The 18,547-nt window shown below is 64.8% G+C and carries 15 protein-coding genes; 11 read left to right on the plus strand and 4 right to left on the minus strand.

What is annotated here, in order from left to right; translation table 11 throughout:
* Positions 1-19: 19 nt before the first annotated feature.
* Entirely contained in the window at positions 20-583 is a 564-nt protein-coding gene (gene greB, locus IV454_RS00495) for a transcription elongation factor GreB (protein ID WP_054264102.1), read from the minus strand.
* 97 nt (positions 584-680) lie between these two features.
* Here greB and IV454_RS00500 point away from each other — a divergent pair, with 97 nt between their 5' ends.
* The 4 genes from IV454_RS00500 (at position 681) to IV454_RS00515 (ending at position 3,335) form a co-directional block, all read left to right on the plus strand.
* Complete coding sequence (locus IV454_RS00500) at positions 681-1,274, plus strand: hypothetical protein (RefSeq protein ID WP_206089721.1); 594 nt, start codon at positions 681-683, stop codon at positions 1,272-1,274.
* 99 nt (positions 1,275-1,373) lie between these two features.
* Complete coding sequence (locus IV454_RS00505) at positions 1,374-1,550, plus strand: hypothetical protein (protein WP_206089722.1); 177 nt, start codon at positions 1,374-1,376, stop codon at positions 1,548-1,550.
* A 208-nt stretch (positions 1,551-1,758) separates the two neighbouring features.
* A complete protein-coding gene (locus tag IV454_RS00510; protein ID WP_206089723.1) occupies positions 1,759-2,517 on the plus strand; it encodes a PEP-CTERM sorting domain-containing protein in 759 nt (252 codons plus the stop codon).
* 53 nt (positions 2,518-2,570) lie between these two features.
* Positions 2,571-3,335 (plus strand): PEP-CTERM sorting domain-containing protein, encoded by a 765-nt coding sequence (locus tag IV454_RS00515; RefSeq protein ID WP_206089724.1) that lies wholly within the window; start codon positions 2,571-2,573, stop codon positions 3,333-3,335.
* A gap of 183 nt (positions 3,336-3,518) precedes the next feature.
* On the opposite strand, the gene IV454_RS00520 is transcribed toward IV454_RS00515, so the two are convergent.
* A complete protein-coding gene (locus IV454_RS00520) occupies positions 3,519-5,036 on the minus strand; it encodes an alpha/beta hydrolase family protein (RefSeq protein ID WP_206089725.1) in 1,518 nt (505 codons plus the stop codon).
* Between the two features lie 151 nt (positions 5,037-5,187).
* On the opposite strand from IV454_RS00520, the gene IV454_RS00525 reads away from it, so the two are divergent.
* From IV454_RS00525 to IV454_RS00540, 4 genes are all read left to right on the plus strand, one after another.
* Positions 5,188-5,844, plus strand: a complete 657-nt coding sequence (locus IV454_RS00525; protein WP_206089726.1) for a response regulator transcription factor — start codon at positions 5,188-5,190, stop codon at positions 5,842-5,844.
* On the plus strand, positions 5,841-7,202 hold the full coding sequence (locus IV454_RS00530; RefSeq protein WP_206089727.1) for an ATP-binding protein: 1,362 nt from the start codon (positions 5,841-5,843) through the stop codon (positions 7,200-7,202). The genes IV454_RS00525 and IV454_RS00530 overlap by 4 nt, the downstream gene beginning before the upstream one ends.
* Before the next feature lie 228 nt (positions 7,203-7,430).
* Positions 7,431-8,195, plus strand: coding sequence for a PEP-CTERM sorting domain-containing protein (locus tag IV454_RS00535; RefSeq protein ID WP_206089728.1), 765 nt, complete (start codon positions 7,431-7,433; stop codon positions 8,193-8,195).
* A gap of 71 nt (positions 8,196-8,266) precedes the next feature.
* Positions 8,267-9,022 carry a PEP-CTERM sorting domain-containing protein gene (locus tag IV454_RS00540; protein ID WP_206089729.1) on the plus strand — a complete coding sequence of 252 codons (756 nt, stop codon included), beginning with the start codon at positions 8,267-8,269 and terminating at the stop codon, positions 9,020-9,022.
* 36 nt (positions 9,023-9,058) lie between these two features.
* Here the strand turns inward: IV454_RS00540 and IV454_RS00545 are convergent, their stop codons facing one another.
* Complete coding sequence (locus tag IV454_RS00545) at positions 9,059-9,769, minus strand: phosphodiester glycosidase family protein (protein WP_206089730.1); 711 nt, start codon at positions 9,767-9,769, stop codon at positions 9,059-9,061.
* Positions 9,770-9,818: 49 nt separating this feature from the next.
* Positions 9,819-14,711, minus strand: coding sequence for a putative Ig domain-containing protein (locus IV454_RS00550; RefSeq protein ID WP_206089731.1), 4,893 nt, complete (start codon positions 14,709-14,711; stop codon positions 9,819-9,821).
* Between the two features lie 213 nt (positions 14,712-14,924).
* Here IV454_RS00550 and IV454_RS00555 point away from each other — a divergent pair, with 213 nt between their 5' ends.
* The 3 genes from IV454_RS00555 to IV454_RS00565 all read left to right on the plus strand — a co-directional run bounded on the left by IV454_RS00555 (position 14,925) and on the right by IV454_RS00565 (position 18,510).
* The gene (locus IV454_RS00555) at positions 14,925-16,115 is read left to right on the plus strand and encodes a sensor histidine kinase (RefSeq protein WP_206089732.1); all 1,191 of its coding nucleotides are present in this window, start codon (positions 14,925-14,927) and stop codon (positions 16,113-16,115) included.
* Positions 16,116-16,124: 9 nt separating this feature from the next.
* A complete protein-coding gene (locus tag IV454_RS00560) occupies positions 16,125-16,772 on the plus strand; it encodes a response regulator (protein WP_206089733.1) in 648 nt (215 codons plus the stop codon).
* A gap of 136 nt (positions 16,773-16,908) precedes the next feature.
* Positions 16,909-18,510: a GGDEF domain-containing protein gene (locus IV454_RS00565; RefSeq protein ID WP_206089734.1), complete on the plus strand. Its 1,602-nt coding sequence runs from the start codon at positions 16,909-16,911 to the stop codon at positions 18,508-18,510.
* The last annotated feature ends 37 nt before the right edge of the window (positions 18,511-18,547 follow it).

The raw sequence follows: 18,547 nt of genomic DNA on the forward strand, positions 1-18,547 counted from the left end.
AACTCGCTAAAATAAAAAATCAGTCCGCGGCGGGGGCCGGGTAGTGCACCGCGATTACCTCCAGCTCATCCGGGCCGAGCGGCGTCTGCAAGGTGATCAGATCGCCTTCCCTGGCCTTGGTCAGGGCGCGCGCCACCGGCGAGACCCAACTGATCTTGCCGTTCAGGGGATCGAGTTCGTCGATGCCGACGATGGTGACGGTGTGTTCCTCGCCCGCGCTGTTGGCATAGGTGACGGTGGCGCCGAAGAAAATCTGGTCGTTGCCGTGTTGAACGCTGGGATCGACCACGGCGGCCGAATCCATGCGCTTGGTGAGAAAACGGATGCGGCCATCGATCTGGCGCAGGCGCCGCTTGCCGTAGATGTAGTCGCCGTTCTCGGAACGGTCGCCGTTCGAGGCCGCCCAGTGCACCACCTTGACCACCTCGGGCCGCTCCACATCGATCAGCTGCAGCAGTTCATCCTTGATGCGCTGGTAGCCGGCCGGCGTGATGTAATTCTTGGCGCCCGCGGGAATGGCTTGCGCGAGCGCAATGGCTTCCTCGTCGTCCTCATCCGATTCTTTGACAAATGCTTTATTCATGTGTCTCATTGTAATGGCGCGCGCGCTTCCTGTCCGGGCGATACCCTATTTCGGCGCCGGCCGGGTTTTCACGTATCATGAAACCAAAGGGAGGACCATGACACAAGCAAAGCGACGCCGCTATCGGCTGCTCACACCGCTGGTTTACCTGGCGGCGCTGATCCTGCTGCTGGAAGAGTGGCTATGGGATCTCGGCACCCGGATCGGTGCCATCATCGCGCGCTGGCCGCCGGTGCGCGAGTTCGATGCGCGCATCCGGGCCCTGCCGCCGTATTGGGCCCTGGGCGCCTTCGCCCTGCCCGCCGTGCTGCTGTTTCCGGTGAAATTGCTGGCCCTGATCGCGATTGCCAACGGCCATCCGGTGACGGGCGTGCTGGTGATTGTGCTGGCCAAGATCGGCGGCGCGGCGGCCGTCACCCGCCTGTATTCGCTGACCCTGCCCAGCCTCATGACCCTGGCGTGGTTCGCGCGCTGGCATGCCGCGTTCATGACCTTCAAGGATAAGTGGGTCGGCAAGCTCAAGGGCACACTGGCTTACCAGCGCACCAGCGGGACGGCGGCGATGCTGCGCGACCGCCTGCGCCGGGCCATCAAGGCGTTCCGGCGGCGCGGACGGGGCGGCCGCCACAGCATGCGGCCAACCCGCATCCTGCGCCGTTTCGCGGCCATGTGGCGCGCCCGGCGCCGCTGAGTGCAACTGACCGGGTCGAGGGGTCGCCAGGATTTTTCCGCACGAATCTTTAGGGGCGAGGACGCGGGGGGGGGCGCACGCAGCGGTTTGCTGGAAGGCATGTTAAGTACGGGAGCGTTCGTCGGCACGGGCATCCCGACCGCCACTACCGACATGCGCTACTACAACTATTCGTCGAGCCTGATCCCGCCGGCACCCGAGCCGGCAACCCGTGGCATGCTGGCCGCCAGACGGCTGGTGCTCGCCTCGGCGCGCGGGAGAGCGCGGCGCGGGTAAGCGCCACCCGGGTAAGCGCCGCAGTGAGGTCGAGCAGGCGCGCGGGCAGCGTCACCGGGCAAGCCGGCGCCCCGCGCTGGCAAACCGCAGCGGATGGCGCGTGGCGAAATAATAAATGTTACATGTCAATCATCAAATGATGGCGCGAGGTGATGTATTCTAGTCAACTGCCTGCCGATCCTCGGCAGGCAGTTTTCTTAAGGCTACCATGCACCCGCATCTCACCAAACTCTCTTTCTGCGCGCTGACGGCGCTGGCCGCCGTGTGGGCGCCCGCCCATGCGGCAAGCAGTACGGCGAACGCCACCATCGCTAACTTCCGCTTGGAGCTGGTCGACCTGGACTTGAACGATGGCATTACTCCATCCATCACCTTCACCAGGCAGACCTGGTCGATCGAAACGCGCGGCGCGGGCCAGGTGCAAACGCTCGACCAGGCCGGCGCGACCTCGATCGAGAACGCCTTCGGCTCCGCCCACGGGACCTTGTCCGACAGCACGGTGGGCTCCACGGCAAGCGTCAATCATCCCCTACCGCTCGATAACACCTACCACGCTTACAGGAACGATAGCTTCCGTTCCGCCACGTTTACGCTGAGCCCGAATACTCAGCTGATCTTTACCGCCGTGGGGACCGTCTCGCAGGAAAAACTGGGGTATTTCGACTACGCCAGCAGCTATGTCGCCATGCAAGGGGCCCTGTGGGGCACGCCCGACGGCGTCTCGGACAGTTTCAGGAATGACTACGGTACCGGCGAGGGATCGGCCAGCATGAAGCTGTACGGCAGCCTGAGCAGCGATGATCGAGTGGCCGAGGGCCGCTTCCTCCTGCAGACCTACGCAATCCTGTCCGGCCCGGTCACCAGCCCGGTCCCGGAACCGTCGACCTACGCCATGCTGCTCGCCGGCACCTTCGTGTTGGGCGCCGTGGCACGCCGCCGCCGCGCCGTGAGCGCGGCAACGGCATGACAGCCGCGTTCACTGCCAATCCCTCCCACCGCCACCTCCAACGAAAGAATTCCATGCCTGCCCATCCACTCAAGATCGTCGCCGGCCTGTTCGCAGCCGGCCTGCTGGCCTGCGCACCGGCCCATGCGGTCTATGGCACTGCGGCCGCCAGCCTGAACAATATCCAGTTCCAGCTGATCGACCTGGACCTGACCGACAATATCACCCCGAGCATCACCTTTTCCAACACGGAAGCGAGCGGCTACTTCAGCTTCTATGCTAACGGCGCCGGCGGCAGCAGCTATCTGAACGGCTTCAACACGGTCAGCCAAGTGTTCGCCAACGGCAGCGTCAGCGCGACCAATGGCGCCACCAGCATGCATTCCGAAACGCACGCCAACGCGGTGGCCGGCCAACTGTCGTCGGACGTTTCCACATGGCAGACGCTCCGCTTCACCTTGTCGCCGTCGACCCGGCTCTCGTTCTCGGCGCAGGCCGATACGTTCGTGCAGGAAGAAGGCATCACGCAGTCGAGGGCGCTTGCCGGTATCGGCGGCAGTCTCGACACCATCATCAATGGCGTCGTGGGCCAGCAGGAATTTTCCACCAACCTGAGGAGCAGCGACGGCATGCGCAACCGGTTTCTGCACGGCCAGTTCGAAACCGGTACGGCCGGCGGTACCGGCCAGCTCCATGCCAGCACCTCCTCCAGCTTATACCACTATCCGAGCACGGTGCCGGTGCCTGAACCGGAGACGTACGGCATGCTGATGGCCGGCTTGCTGGTGGTCGGCAGCATTGCGCGCAGAAAAGCTAGGCACAAGGCAAGCAAGGACTGATCGGGCAGCTTGGCGGGACCCGCCGTTCGGCGTGGCTTGCTCCACCACGCCCAGGATCGGCCCCAGCGGCGGCGCGGACAGGGCGGGCGCCACAGCATGCGGCCGACCCGCATCCTGCGCCCTTGCGCGGCCATGCGGCGCGCTCGGCGCCGTTGAGCCAGGACCGCCGCCATCAGGCGCGGTTCAAAACTTGCTGAAGAAGTCGCGCGCCGCGACTTCGCACGCGACATTGGCCATGAATCCGTGATAATTGTCGGCCGTCGTCGGGTCGTCGCCACTATCGATGACGGCCTGCCTGATCGCCGCGAAAATATTTTTCGACCGCGCATACGGATCGTTCTGCGTGACCGGCGAATCGACATCGAGCAGTTGCGCCGTGCCGCCGTGGGCTTGAAAGTAAGCCTGCGTCAGGCGCGCATGATCGAAACCGACTTCCGGGTCGCCCTTGCCGCCGCACATCAACATCGGCGCGCTCGGCACCCAGGTGCGCAAATCGTTTTTCAGCCAGGCGGCGCGCATCGGATTGGCCGGCGCGCAGGCCAGCGGCGCCCCGGGCGAGCCCATCGGGCAAGGATGGGCGCCGATATCGGCCAGCACGCCAGTCAGGTAGCCAGCGTTCATCAGGCTTTGCGCCGGCGTGCCGAAGTAAGTCTTTTGCGCGGCAGTCAGCCCGGCGTAGTTGGGCATGTCCTGGCTCAGAAAATATGGCGGGAATTTTTTGTCGGCGACCAGGGTATCCAATACCGCGGTGGTCGGCAACAGGCTCTCCAGGGCGCTGGCGTAGGTGCCGGAATAGACTTCCGACGGCGACGCATACAGATTGCCATAGGCTTTCTGCCACGCCGTTATCTGCATCACGAGCTGAAGCTGGCTCGACAGCGAAAACGCGCGCGGGTCGTCGAGGACGCCGCTGGCCCCCAAGGCCTCGTAGTCCAGGCTCTCCGCATAACTGCCGCTTTGCGGCGCCGACGCCGTCACCGTGATGCCCGCAGCCTGCATGGCGCGGTGCGTGGCCATGGCGACATAGCCGCCTTCCGAATAACCGGTGATAAACAGCTTGCCGTTCTCGCCGACCGGATGGGCCAGCCCCGCCAGTGCGCTGCGCGCGGCACTGAGCGCGTCGATCATGTCTTTCGATTGCTGATCGGCGATATGGTGCGGGTGGTAGCTCAGGCGCGAAGTGTCGTAACCGGCATAATTGGGCGCGATGACGATATAACCCTGGGCGGCATACAGGGCGGCCGGCGTGGCGACCCTGCCCGCGCCTTCATTCGTCATATCGGTGATGTCGGCCATGTTCAGCTTGCGCTGGAACGAACTGCCATGGCCATACAACACGAGCGGGCGCTTGCCGCCGCAGGCGGGATCGGCGCCGGTCGGGACCAGCATGGCGGCCGACGCCGTCGTCGGTTCGCCCGCCGCGCCGACCGTGTTGTAGGCGATATGATGAAAGTCGATGCCGCACTTGGGCGCCCCGGCGACGACCAGCAACTGGGTGCCGAATTTGTTCAATTGCGAGCCGACCCCGGCCACGTCCAGGGACAACACGCGGATCGGTGAATCGCGCAGCAGCGCGCCGCGTCCGGCCGCTGTGTTATCGGCCGCGTCGTGGCTGGCCGACGAGCCGCCGCAGCCGGTCAATAGAACGGCGAGCGCGGCGCCGAGGGTCAGGAATCGGGTCGATGGAATTGCGTTTGGCATAGGATCTCCGGTAGATGGTCACACTTGCTGGCGTGGCGATTGCCAGGCGGGAGCAGCATCGGCATTATGCAAACGCCAACCTTCAGGCTTCCCAAAGACGGGCGATGCGGCCTTTGGCTGGCGTTAAGAATCGGCTCGGTATAATCGGGCGATGCACCTACTACTCATTGAAGATGATCTGGATTTCGGACGCGCCTTGCAAGGAGCGCTGAAGGCCGAAGGCATCAGCAGCGAATGGCTGCGCCGCGCCGGCGACGCGCCCCAGGGTTTTCATGACACGCCATTCGACTGCGTGTTGCTCGACCTGTCGCTGCCCGATGGCTGCGGTTTCGACTTGCTGGCGCGCTGGCGCAGGACCGCCAGCGCGGTGCCAGTGATCGTGATGACGGCGCGCTCCGGGCTCGCAGACCGCCTCAAGGGCCTGGACGGCGGCGCCGACGATTTTATCGTCAAGCCCTTCGCGACCGAGGAACTGATCTCCCGCATCCGCGCGGTATTGCGGCGCTATGCGCGCCAGGCCAGCGAGCAATGGGTGATCGGCCCATTGACGATCGAGCCGCGCCGTTATCTGGCCCGGCTCGGCGCCGAAACGCTCAAGTTGTCGCCGCGCGAATTCCAGCTCTTGCTCGAACTGGCGCGCGAACCAGGCGTGGTGGTCGCCAAGGGCGCCCTGTCGCAGCGACTCGATCCGCTCGGCGAGCCAGTCGATTTCGCCACGATCGAAGTCCATGTCTCCAACTTGCGCCGCAAGATCGGGGCCGAGCGCATTCACACCGCGCGCGGCATCGGCTACGTGCTGGTGCCATGAGACGATGGTGGCGTCCAAGCCTGGTGCGGCGCGTGCTCGCCGCCCTGGCAATGGCGTTTCTTCTGGTGTGGTGCATGCTGCTGGCGTACGAATACGTCCAGTTCGGACAGGAAGTGGAGCAGCATTCCGGCGTGCAAAAAATCGGTGCCGCCTTGTACGCGGCGCTCGTCAAACTGGACAAGCCTGAGCAGGTAAAAACAGCCTTCGCCACCACCGCGATATGGCTCAACATGGTGCGGCGCGAGGCGAACCAGTTGCCCGACGATCTGGTGTTCGAGCTATGGGACCGCGAGGGCCGCCTGGTCTATTCGTCGAGCGCGGCGGCCAGTCGTGCCCTGGCACGCCTGGCGCCGGCGGCCGGCGGCGGGACCGGCAGCGCCGCTTACTGGATGTATCAGCGCAGCGCGCCCGATTGGTCGCTGCGCATCGCCGAACCCAAACCGGCACGCTCGGCCACCCTGGGCGGCCTGGGACGCGGACTGATTCCCTATCTGCTCATTTCCCTGCCCTGCGTCGTGCTGCCCTTGTGGCTCGCCGTGCATCAGGGATTGCGGCCCTTGCGGCTGCTGGCCGAACGCATCGCGGCCCGCCAGCGCGACGACCTGTCGCCGATCGGGATGGATCCGAAATACAGTGAATTGCGCCCGCTGGTGGCGGCATTCGAGGAACTGCTCGCCAGGTTGCGCAGCAAGGCGCAGCGCGAACGCGCGTTTATTCAAGATGCGGCGCACGAATTGCGCACGCCGATGGCGGTGATCTCGACGCAAGCGCATGTCATTGGGCGGGCGGCCGATGCGGCCGAACGCCAGCGGGCGCAAGACCATCTCAATCTGGCGATTGCGCGCGCCTCGCACCTGACCCGCCAGCTGCTTGAGCTCGCAACCTTGGACGAGATGGAGCCAAGCACCTTCGAGACCGTCGATGTCGCCGATGTCGTGCGTCGGTTGCTGGCGCAGCAAATGCCCGCCGTCCTGGCGCGCCGCATGGACCTGGAGCTCGACGCACCCGACACATTGAACTGGTCGGTGGAAGTGGCCGCTTTTCAATCGATCGTCACGAACTTGCTCGACAACAGCCTGCGCTATGTCCCGCCGGGCGGCTGCGTGCTGGTCTGCCTGCGCGGCGATGACACGGCGCTGACATTGTCGTTCGCCGACGACGGCCCCGGCATCCCGGACGACCAGCGCGGGCACATTTTCGAGCGCTTCCGCCGGGGCCGCGGGCACGAGACTCCCGGTTCGGGCCTGGGCCTGGCGATCGTCAGGCAAGCGGCCGCGCGAGCGGGCGGCGGCGTGCGCATCGTGCCTGGCCTGCATGGCAGGGGATGCGGTTTCGAGGTGCGCTTGCGGCCTGGCTAAGCTCATGCTGCACATGGGTAGCATCGCCATGCGTCCGCATGGGCCGCGATGGGCAAAGCCGCAGCGCGCCATCGATGCCCTGTTTGCGCAGCACAGCAGCGGTGCTTGCGCTGGGCCGCGAAGTGACATTCGGAACAGTTTATTGCTTTATATAGCACATTGACTGAATGTCATGTATTCTGGTTAATAGTCTGTCGATAAGTGACAGTCAACTTTCCAAAGGCAACTATGTACGCGCACCTCAACAAACTCTCTCTCTGCGCACTGGCAGGGCTGGCCGCCGCGTGGGCGCCCGCCCAGGCAGCGACGGGCACGGCCAGAGCCAGCATCGAGCACTTCCAATACCAGCTGGTCGACCTCGACCTGACCGATGGCGTTACCCCATCCATCATCTTCACCGACGAGCGCTGGTTGAGCGAGACGTACGGGGCGGACCAGCAGCAAAAACTCACTGCGCCAGGGACGACCTCGATCGTGACCGCCATCGGCACTTCCGCCACCACGCTCTCGCACAACACCATCTCGTCCACGGCAAGCGTCCATTTTCCCGTTCCCGCCGGTAGTGCCGACCAAGATTACTGGAACCGTAATGTTCATTCCGCCTCCTTCACCCTCAGCCCCAATACCCAGCTCATTTTTACTGGCGCGGGTACGCTGTCGCAACAGCTCGTGCAGGACTTTGAGTGGACGTCGAGCCATATCGAAATCCAAGGCACGCTGGGGGGCGACTCTGGCTTGATCAATACATTCGACAAGTCCTACCTGAGCAACCGAGGGTCCGCCAACATCAACCTGTACGGGATGCTGATGTCGGATGCACAAGCACGCCAGGGTCAATTTTCCGTGGAGACCAGCGTGGTTCTTTCCGGGCCATTCACGCCGATTCCCTCCGTTCCAGAACCGTCGACCTGCGCCATGCTGCTGGCCGGAACATTCTTAATGGGCGCAGCAGCGCGCCGTCGGCACCGGGCAGCCGCCCGTCAAGCGGCATGAACGCCGCCTCCCTTGCGCATCCCCGTCCGCTCGGCACGAGCGCGAATCATCATCCTGATCGAAAGTCCACCATGCTGGTCCACCCATTGAAGATCGTCGCCGGCCTGTTTGCGGCCGGCATGTTGGCCTGCGCTCCGGCCCATGCGGCTCATGCCAAGGCAACCGCTAGCCTGAACAATATCCAGTTCTACCTGACCGACCTCGACCTGACAGACAATATCAGCCCGAGCATTACTTTCAGCGCCAAGGATGCCGGCGGTTCCTTCTTCTTTTCGTCCGGCGAACCAAGCCCCGTCGACTTCTTGCAGGGCTACGGGGCAATCAGCCGTATTGTCCCGAATGGCGGTGTCAGCGTGAGCAATACACCGGCCAGCATGTACGCCGAAGCGCACGCGGCCACGGTGCCGGCCATCCTTGGGGTCGGTTCCTCGGCATACCAGTTCTCGCGCTTTATCCTGTCGCCATCGACCCGGCTAACGTTCTCGGCACAGGCCGACGCCTTCATTGACAAAGACGGGATCGAGAAGGCAGTGTCGAGTGCCGGTATCAACGGCGATTTCTCTACCTCCATCAATGGGGTGGCGGGTAGCGAAGTGTTTTCCATGAAGCTGATCAGCACGCAGGGACAGCACAGCCAACTGCTGCAAGGCTCGTTCGATACGGGGGCGGCCATCGGCACCGGCAGGCTGTATGCCTCGGCCTCCGTCGCGTTGTCCCAGTATATCGTCGAGCCACCTTCGCCCGTACCTGAACCGGCCACGTATGCCATGCTGGCAGCCGGCCTGCTGGTGATCGGCGCGGCGCGCAGGAAAGCGCGCAAGGCTTGATGTAGCAAGTTGCCGGGGCAGGCGCCAGCGCCTGCCTCAGCGTGGGGCCGGCTCCACCACCCCCAGGATCGGTCCCAGCGGCGGGCCGGAATCGGCGCGCCCCAATTCGGTCGAGAACAGGCTCGAAATCGAACCGTCCAGGTACAGGGCGTTCTTGCAGTGCAGGCTATCGCGGAAGTAGGTGGCGAATTCATGAAAGGTGACCGGCTCGTTGCTGATCACGAAAATCGCCTTGCCATCGACCACGCCGACCCCATTGCGCACGTGGCGCGAGCTGGACCCGGGATCGAAGCGCGGATGGATTTTGCCGTCAATTACCAGCATGGGACCGGACTGGGTCGCCAGCCGCACGCCAGCGCCGTGCACCGCGTAACCCGAGGACTCGACCACCGCCGGCCCCGCCTTGCCCAGCAAGAAAACCCCATTCGGCTTGAGGAAAAAATTGCCGGCGCCATCAGCCAGATTCAGCGGCGCCAGCTCCTTGCCATTTTCCACATATAAGCCGACCGGCGCGAAATCCGCATGGTACATGCCGGCGTTGACGGCAAACACCAGGCGCTGCTTGCGCCCCTGCAGCCACTCCTGCAGGCGGGCGAAGCCCTTGAAGGGCTGGCCCGCCTCGTCGCCCAGAAACAGGCGCAAGTCCTGGCGAGCGGAATCGACCGTCACCACCGTGAAGCGGGCATCGGCCGCCTGGCACAACTGGGCACAAAGGCAGACGAACAGGGAGAACAGGAGTTTTTTCATGGCTCCAGTGTAACGCTTCTCCCCGTCCGATGCTGCTTAACGATGCTGCTTAATACAGCATCGGCGAACCGTCGGCCAGCGCAGCGGAGGCCAGCAAGGTTTGCATGCCAGTGGCAAAGTTCGCGCTGCCGATAATGGTCAGCGCCGCGTTCATGCCCACCGCCGACAGGTCGCCATCGACCGCATAGTGGTAAGCCAGGTCGCCGCCGATGGCCGCGCTGTCGCTGCCGCCGCGCGAAAACGCCACCAGGGATTGCGCCATGTTCCAGCTGGTCAGGGCCGGGTTGGCGAGGCGCGCCTGATTGAACTGGCCGACCAGGCCGGCAAAGTCGAACAGCTCGACCTTGTTGTCATTGATGATGCTGGCCGAACCGGGCTGGTAATCGGCCCCGCCCACGGTGACCACCTGCAAGGTCGACACGCCGCCGCCGCCGCTGCCGTACCAGTTCTTGAAGGTGATCTGGTCGCCCGCGCCCGTCATCAGGATCAGCTCGGCGCCAACCTTTTTCAGGGCCAGGTCGGCGAACACGATGCCGTGGCCCAGCGAGACCGTGTCGTTGTTGCCGCCGAAGGCCGTCAGCACGTCCTGGCCATCGCCGCGGTTGAACGCAACGATATCCACGCCGCCTTGCACGTTGACATTGTCGTTGCCCACGCCACCGATGAACAGCTCGTTGGCGGCGCCGCCGGTCAGCGCATCGGCACCGCTGCCGCCACTGAACAGGTTAGCCTCGGCCGAGTTGTCGGACAGCGCATCGTTACCGGCGCCGCCGAACAGCAAGTCATAGCCGGCCAGCCCGTTCAGGACGTTCGCCACGCTATTGCCCTGGATCAGGTTATTGCCGCTATTGCCGCTGCCGTTGACGGCCAGGGTGCCGGTCAAGGTCAGCACTTCGACGTTGGCGGACAGGGTCCTGTTCACCGAACTGAACAGATGATCCAGGCCGCCATTCGCGTATTCGGTCACGACGTCGCTGGTACTGTCGACGTAATAACTGTCGTCGCCGCCGTTGCCGATCATGACGTCGCCGCCGGCGCCGCCATTGAGCACGTTGGCGCCGGCGTTCCCCGTCAGCGTGTTGTTGATCGTGTTGCCGGTGGCATTGATGGCGGCGCCGCCGGTCAGGGTCAGGTGTTCGACATTCACGGGCAAGCTGTAGCTCACGCTGCTGTAGACGGTATCGGTGCCGGCGCCGGCGCTTTCGGTCACCACGTCGCCCGCATGATCGACCACGTAGCTGTCGTTGCCCGCGCCGCCGACCAAGGTGTCGGCGCCCAGGCCGCCGTCGAGCCTGTCGTCACCGCCCAGGCCGTACAAGGTGTCGTTGTTCGACTTGCCGGTGAGGATGTCGGCAGCGGCCGTGCCGGTCAGGGTCACCATGGCGGTCTGGTTGACCGTCAGCGCGAAGCTGGCCGTCGCCGCCAGGCCGCCCGTGTCGGTGTAGCGCACGATGACGTCGCTGGTGCCGGCGTCGCTCATGGCCGGGGTACCGCTGAAACTGTGCGTGGCCGGATTGAAGGCCAGCCAGAGCGGCAGGTTGGCGGCGCTGTAGACACCGCTGTCACCCGCATCCGGATCGTTGAAGGTTGCCTCCGGCACGGTGAAGCTGAAGGCCGTATTGTCGAGCAGGGCCTTGGCCGCGAGCGGCGTGGCCAGGAGCGGCGCGCGGTTGGTGTTGGCCACGTTCACGCTGAACGGGCTGCTCACCGACAGGCCGGCCTTGTCGGTCGCCACGGCGGCCAACGCGTACACGCCGCTGTCGCTGTAGCCGGCGGTGCCGGACAGGGTGCCGCTGGCGGCGTCGAAGGCCATCCAGGCCGGCAGCGCGCTGCCGTCGGCGCGCGTGACGGCAATGGTGAGCGCATCGCCCGGATTGGCATCCTGGAAGGTCGGTGCGGCGGCGCTGAAGCTGGCCCCCTCGGCCAGGTTCACGCCGGCGCTGGCGCTGGCGACGGTCGGCGCCACGTTGACGTCGGCAACCGTGAGACGGAAGCTGTCGGCCGCCATCAGTGCGCCGCTGTCGGTGGCGAGCACGCGCACGTCGATCGCGCCGCTGTCGGCGTGGTCCGGGGTGCCGCTGAAGGTGGCGCTGGCGGCGTCGAAATGCAGCCATTGCGGCAGGACCGCGCCGTTGGCCAGGATGGCCGTCAGCGCCAGCGTATCGCCCTGATCGGGGTCGGCGAAGGTGGCGGTCGGGATGGCCAGCGCGAAGGCCGTGCCGGCGCTCGCGTCCGCATCCGCAAGCGCTTTGACCAACACAGGGGCGCGATCGACGTCGGTCACGATCAGCTTGAAGCTGCTGCTCACCGACAGGCCGCCCTTGTCGGTGGCCGTGACCCGGATGCCGTAGGTGCCGGCGCTATCGTAGCCGGTGCTGCCCTTGATGCCTTCCTGAGGAAGGTCACGCTCGATCCACGACGGCAGCGCGCTGCCGTCGGCGCTGGTGACGGCGATGCTCAGCACATCGCCGGCATTGGCATCCTCGAACACCGGCAGGCGCTTGTAAAAGACCGATCCTTCCTTGAGCGTGAAATCGTCCGCGTTCCAGCGTACCGTGGGCGCCACGTTGGGCACGGCCACCGTCATGCGGAAGGTGTCGGTGGCCGACAGCGCCGTGCGGTCGGTGGCGGTGACGAGCACCTCGAAGCTGCCGCTGTCGGTACCGGCCGGGGTGCCGCTGAAGGTGGCGCTGGCCGCATCGAAATGCAGCCAGGACGGCAAGGCGCCGCCTCCCACGCGCGCGGCCTGGTAGGTCAGCACGTCGCCCGCGTCGGCATCGGTGAAGATGCCCGGCTTGACCTGCATCGTGAACGGGGTGCCGGCGCTGGCGTCGGCATCGTTCAAGGGGGTTTGCAGCACCGGCGCATGCGCGCTCAGCTGGCCGATGGTGGTGGAAGTGCCGTCGGCAAAGTCGATGCGGCTGAAACCGGCGCCGCCGTTGAACAGCTTGATCTGGCCGGTCGCGCCGTAATAGATGTGCTGCTCGCTGCCCGCCGCGACCACCCGCAGGTCCGCGGCCTTGATGCCGGCGCCGAACTGCAGCACATTGCCCTGCCCGCCATCCGGGGACAGGTCGTCGACAAGCGCCACGCCATCGCCCAAGGCGAAGAAATAGGTATCGTCGCCGGGGCCGCCGACCAGGTAATCGTTGCCCGCGCCTGCGTGCAGGAAGTCCTTGCCGGCGCCGCCGAACAGCATGTCGTTGCCGGCGCCGCCGTCGAGGCTATCGTTGCCGTCGCCGCCTTCGAGGCGATCGTTGCCGTTGCCGCCGGCGAGCAGGTCGTCGCCGCTCCAGCCGTTGATGCTGTCGTCGCCGCCCTTGCCATCGATGCGGTCGTTGCGGTCGGGGTAGCCTTGCATCACGTTATTGCCCTCGTCGCCATTCTGGGTCAGGCTCAGGGCGAGCAGCCTGGCGCTGTCCCAGCGGGTGCCGTCGGCGAACTGCATCTGCGCCGGCAAGCGCCACTGGCCGGGTCCGGACGGGCCGGGTTCGGGAAAGAGGTCCATCTGCAGGGTCGCGCCGCTGCCGGCGATGCGTACCTGCACCTGGTACGCGCCTTGCAGCGACAGGCTGACGTCGGCCGGACGCACATCGGCCGCCATCATGATCGTGTTGCGGGCTTCGTTGATGGGGCCGGGCAGCAGGACCGTCAAGCCATTGTCGCGCCCGAAGAGGATCATGTTATTGCCCGCGCCGGGTTCCACATGGTCGAAACCGGCACCGGGAATCAGGGTATCGTCGCCATTGCCGCCGGACAGGAAGTCGTCGCCGTTGCCGCCGATCAGGACATCGTTGCCATCCATGCCTTGCAAGTTGTCATTGCCATCGCCGCCGGACAGCAGGTCGCTGTCCCAGCTGCCGTACAGATTGTCCGATCCGCTCGTGCCGAGCACGTCCGGCATCACCGGGCGCAGGGCGGCCTGCTCGATCTGCTGGGAGCTCCACACGGTGCCGTCGGCAAAGGTGATAGTGGTGCTGCCGCGGTGCGAGAAATAGTCGGCCAGGGTCAGGCTGTCGCCGGCGCCGCGCAAGGTGATCAGCAAATCGTTGCCGGTGCCTTGAGCGGAACGCCCCAGCGCAATGCCGCCGGGCAGCACGTCGGCCAGCACGATGTCGTGATGGGCTTGCTCCCAGCTCTGTTGCGGCGCCAATTGCAGGCGGTCCTGGCCCCAGCCGCGGCTGAACAGATAGGTATTGTTGCCGGCGCCGCCGTCCAGGCTATCGTTGCCGCTGCCGCCGTTGAGGATATCGTCGCTGGGTCCGGCCTGGAGTCGGTCGTTGCCGGAGCCGCCCAGCAGCACCGCGCCATTCGGGCCGGCCATATTGGTCAGGATATCGTCGCCGGCGCCGCCGGCCACGTAGGCGGCGTAGCCATCGACCGTGTCGTTGCCGGCCCCGGCGTCCACATTGCCATAGGCTATAAAACGGTCGTCCTGGTCGCCCAAGGTCATCAGCGGCGTTGCATCGAGCGCCAGCTTGGTCAGGATGGCTTCGCGGTTCCACTGCATGCCATCGGCGAACACGATCTGTTCGATGGCGCCCTGCTGCACCAGCACGCCGTTATTGTCCAAGGTGTGCTCGAAGAAACGGTCGACCAGGATGCGGTCCATGCTGCCGCGCAGTTCGATAAACAAGTTGGGGCCGAGGCGCTGCAGATAGAGGTCGGCCGGCGCGATGCCCTCGCCGAACACGAGCCGGTCGTGCATGCCGGGCATGACGCCGAAGGCGCGCAGGGTATCCTGGCCGTCGCCGCGGTTGAACACCACGGTATCGCTACCCACGCCGCCTTCGATGGTGTCGTCGCCGCTGCCGCCGATCAGGGTATCGTTGCCTTCCATGCCAAGTAGCATGTCGGCGCCGCCCTTGCCCTCCATGAGATCGTCACCCCAGGTACCAAGCAAGACATTGTTGCCGTTATCGCCGACGATCGAATTTGCCATGAAACTTTCCTATAAAATTTGTCAATACATTGTTTTATAGAAATTGTTATTGGACGTCAAGTTTGATTCTTATATTCATTGTAAAAACATCCATTCAGCTTGGCGGCAGCGCGGCGCCTGCCCTGGCGCGTCGCCCTCCGGCGCGCAAAGGGACGGCAGACTGGGCCGTTTTTCCCGTATGATTCCAGGCATGATTCCTCTGTCCGCGCCTTGATGAGCCCCGTTCCACCCACCATCGCCCACACCATGAAGCCGTTCGTGAGCAACACCCCGGCGCTGGTGTACCAGTTCGAGCTGCACGCGGACGGCCGGGTGGCCTTTCCCTACCTGAGCGAGGGTTGCGCCGCCCTGCTCGGCCTGTCCGCCGCCGAGCTGCAGGCCGAGCCCGGGCGTTTCATCGAACTGATCCTGCCGGAAGACCGCAAGAGCTACCTCGACGCCATGCACGCCTCGGCCGCCAGCCTGTCCGGCTGGAATTGGGAAGGCCGGGTCTGGATCCACGAATACAAGGACCAGAAATGGATCAACCTGCGTTCCACCCCGCGCGCCATGCCCGACCATCCGGGCAGCGTGCACTGGGAAGGCTTGATGACCAATATCACCGCCAGCAAGCTCGAACAGCTGGAAGTGACCCGCTCGCATGCGCGCCTGGCCGAACTGGCCGCCCACCTGGAACACGTCAAGGAACAGGAACGCACCCGCATTGCGCGCGAAATCCACGATGACCTGGGCGGCAACCTGACCGCCATCAAGATGGCCCTGATGATGCTGACCCAGCGCCTGCCGCCCGAGCTGCCCCAGCTGGCCGAGCGCGCCGCCTATGTCGATGCGCTGGTCGACCGCACCATCGACGCGGTGCACCGCATTTCGCTCGACCTGCGCCCGTCGATGCTCGACTTCGGCATCGTCGCCGCGCTCGAATGGCAGGTCAAGGAATTCGAGAAGCAGAATGGCATCGCCTGCAGCTTCGCCTGTCCGGACAAGGACATCGACCTGCACCTGGACCATGCGACGGCGCTGTTCCGCATCTTCCAGGAAGCGCTGACCAATATCGCCAAGCATGCGCATGCCAGCCGGGTCGGGGTGCGCCTGCAATTGCTGCGCCAGCACATCGTCCTGACGATTGCCGACAACGGCGCCGGCATCGCCCTGGCCGACCGCCAGAAACCGCAATCGTTCGGCCTGCGCGGCATGAGCGAGCGGGCCCAGGCGCTGGGCGGCACCATGACCCTGGCCGACGCCCCAGGCGGCGGCACGGTCGTGACCATCAAAATTAAACTCAGTTCGGCCAGAGCGACGATAATGGAGGATGAAACACCCGAGCCCGCCGAGCGGGATGACCGTACCCGGTCCGTCCCGGCCCCTCCCGTCCCCCCGGCGCCCGGCGCCAACCGAAGCGAGTAAGAAGCAGCAATGAACGACAAAGCCATCATCCGCGTCTTCATCGCCGACGATCACGCGATCGTGCGCGAAGGCTTGAAACAAATCCTGGCCGAGTCGCCCGACATCATCGTCGCCGGCGAAGCCGAAGACGGGGTCGACGCGATCAAGCATGTGCGCAAGGCCAGGTGCCACGTCATGCTGCTCGACATTTCCCTGCCCGACCGCAGCGGCATCGAGGTGCTCAAGCTGGTCAAGAAGGAGCATCCCGAGCTGGCCGTGCTGATGCTGTCCATGCACCGCGAAGACCAGTACGCGATCCGCTCGCTCAAGGCTGGCGCGGCCGGCTACCTGACCAAGCAGAGCGCGCCGCGCGAACTGGTCACCGCCATCCGCCAGGTCGCGGCCGGGCAAAAATACGTGAGCGCGGCGCTGGCCCAGGAACTGGCCAGCGCGGTCGGCGAAAACCACGACACACCGCTGCACGACACCCTGTCCGACCGCGAATACCAGACCCTGACCATGATCGCCTCGGGCAAGACGGTAGGCGCGATTGCCAAGGAATTGTCGCTGTCGGTGAAGACCATCAGCGAATACCGCTCGCGCCTGCTTGTCAAGATGAAACTGAAGAACAGTGCCGAATTGACGCACTATGCGATCAAAAACCAGTTGATCGACTAAGTTTTTCGTGTACCGTGCGCCAGGTTAATGCTCTGGAGTAAGATGCCTTATCCACCTCTATTCTAGGGATGGCAGGAAATAAACTGGCTTATCATTGGCACATCATCGCCAAACCTGACTGAGGCACTGTTTTACCATGTCCACAACGCCCAACCCCGCCGCCCAGAATCCCGCCGAGATCGCGCGCGAGGCGTTCCGGCGCCTGGCCACGCGCCGCATCGCGCCAACCCCGGAAGCCTACCGCGAGATCTATAACGAGATCGCCGGCATCGCCGCAACGCCGCCTGCGCCCGAGGCGGCGCCGGCCGCGCCCGACGCCATCGTGGACACAGGCGCCGAAAACGTGCTGGGCGATTTCGCGGCCAGGCTGAGCGAGATGCCGGGCGAGCTGGCCGACTTCGGCCGCCGCTTCGCCCGCGCCGTCAAGACGCGCGACTGGGATGGCTACGCCCGCAACCTGACCCAGCTGCTGGAAAAACACATCCGCAAGAGCGGCGGCATCGAGCTGTCGGCGCTGTCGGCCATGTCCGACGAGCCAGACGCCAAGATCCTGCGCGACCTGCTCAGCCGCACCCTGAGCGTCGCGGTCGCCTCCCTGCTGGCCGATGCGCCGGCCCTGATGGCCGAAGCCGAAGCCCTGGGCGCCGCCGTCAAGCTGGCCGGCAGCGACGACGCCTTGAACGAGGTCAGCGTGCGCCTCAAGCAGCTGTGTTACCAGATCGACATTAAAAGCGGCGACGTCGGCGAACAGCAGGAATTGCTGCTGCGCCTGTTCAAGCTGCTGCTCGAAAACGTCACTGAACTGCTCGACGACGATAGCTGGCTGCGCGGCCAGATCGATTCGGTGCAGGAACTCATCGCCGGCCCGATCAACCAGCGCGCGCTGGAAGACGCCACCCGCAGCCTGAAGGAAGTGATCTACAAACAGGGCCAGCTCAAGCACAGCCTGTCGGACGTCAAGATGACGGTGAAGAACATGATGCTCACCTTCATCGACCGCTTGAGTTCCGTGGCCACCACGACCGGCGACTTCCACGAAAAAATCGGCACGTTTTCCGAAAAAATCAGCCACACCGACAATATCGCCGAACTGAACGCGATCCTCGACGAGGTACTGCGCGAAACCCGGCTGGTGCAGACCGAAGCGCTCAAGTCGCGCGACCGCATGGTGCTGGCGCGCCAGGAAGTGCAGGAAGCCGAGCAGCGCATCCACACCCTGGAGGCCAAGCTCCAGCACATGAGCGAGCTGGTGCGCGAGGACCAGCTCACGGGTAGCCTGAACCGGCGCGGCCTGGACGATGTCTTCGAGCGCGAAACGGCGCGCTCCGACCGCCGCGGCACGCCGCTGTGCATCGCCATGCTCGACCTGGACGACTTCAAGCGCCTCAACGATACCTACGGCCACCAGGCTGGCGATGCCGCCCTCAAGCACCTGGTCAAGATCGTCAAGGAAACCATCCGTTCGATGGATGTGATCGCCCGTTTCGGCGGCGAGGAGTTTTTGATCTTGCTGCCGGAAACGAGCGTGGAAGCGGCCTCGCTCACCATGACGCGCCTGCAGCGCGACCTGACCAAGCACTTTTTCCTGCACGATAACGAAAAAGTGCTGATCACCTTCTCGGCCGGGGTGGCCCTGCGCGCGCCCAACGAAGACCAGGCCAGCCTGGTGCGGCGCGCCGACAAAGCCATGTACCAGGCCAAGCAAACCGGCAAGAACCGGGTCGTGGTGGCCGACTGAGCCCGCGACCGCCCCGTTCCCATCACCCAGGATGACT

Source organism: Massilia antarctica, assembly GCF_015689335.1.
Taxonomy (GTDB): Bacteria; Pseudomonadota; Gammaproteobacteria; order Burkholderiales; family Burkholderiaceae_D; genus Telluria_A; species Telluria_A antarctica.

What these genes read in the sequence shown, in the direction of transcription:
- IV454_RS00545 (WP_206089730.1), bottom strand. Translation starts at nt 9,769, where the DNA reads ATGAAAAAACTCCTGTTCTCCCTGTTCGTCTGCCTTTGTGCCCAGTTG.
- greB (WP_054264102.1), bottom strand. Translation starts at nt 583, where the DNA reads ATGAATAAAGCATTTGTCAAAGAATCGGATGAGGACGACGAGGAAGCC.
- IV454_RS00540 (WP_206089729.1), top strand. Translation starts at nt 8,267, where the DNA reads ATGCTGGTCCACCCATTGAAGATCGTCGCCGGCCTGTTTGCGGCCGGC.
- IV454_RS00530 (WP_206089727.1), top strand. Translation starts at nt 5,841, where the DNA reads ATGAGACGATGGTGGCGTCCAAGCCTGGTGCGGCGCGTGCTCGCCGCC.
- IV454_RS00515 (WP_206089724.1), top strand. Translation starts at nt 2,571, where the DNA reads ATGCCTGCCCATCCACTCAAGATCGTCGCCGGCCTGTTCGCAGCCGGC.
- IV454_RS00555 (WP_206089732.1), top strand. Translation starts at nt 14,925, where the DNA reads ATGAGCCCCGTTCCACCCACCATCGCCCACACCATGAAGCCGTTCGTG.
- IV454_RS00550 (WP_206089731.1), bottom strand. Translation starts at nt 14,711, where the DNA reads ATGGCAAATTCGATCGTCGGCGATAACGGCAACAATGTCTTGCTTGGT.
- IV454_RS00525 (WP_206089726.1), top strand. Translation starts at nt 5,188, where the DNA reads ATGCACCTACTACTCATTGAAGATGATCTGGATTTCGGACGCGCCTTG.
- IV454_RS00510 (WP_206089723.1), top strand. Translation starts at nt 1,759, where the DNA reads ATGCACCCGCATCTCACCAAACTCTCTTTCTGCGCGCTGACGGCGCTG.
- IV454_RS00520 (WP_206089725.1), bottom strand. Translation starts at nt 5,036, where the DNA reads ATGCCAAACGCAATTCCATCGACCCGATTCCTGACCCTCGGCGCCGCG.
- IV454_RS00565 (WP_206089734.1), top strand. Translation starts at nt 16,909, where the DNA reads ATGTCCACAACGCCCAACCCCGCCGCCCAGAATCCCGCCGAGATCGCG.
- IV454_RS00505 (WP_206089722.1), top strand. Translation starts at nt 1,374, where the DNA reads ATGTTAAGTACGGGAGCGTTCGTCGGCACGGGCATCCCGACCGCCACT.
- IV454_RS00500 (WP_206089721.1), top strand. Translation starts at nt 681, where the DNA reads ATGACACAAGCAAAGCGACGCCGCTATCGGCTGCTCACACCGCTGGTT.
- IV454_RS00535 (WP_206089728.1), top strand. Translation starts at nt 7,431, where the DNA reads ATGTACGCGCACCTCAACAAACTCTCTCTCTGCGCACTGGCAGGGCTG.
- IV454_RS00560 (WP_206089733.1), top strand. Translation starts at nt 16,125, where the DNA reads ATGAACGACAAAGCCATCATCCGCGTCTTCATCGCCGACGATCACGCG.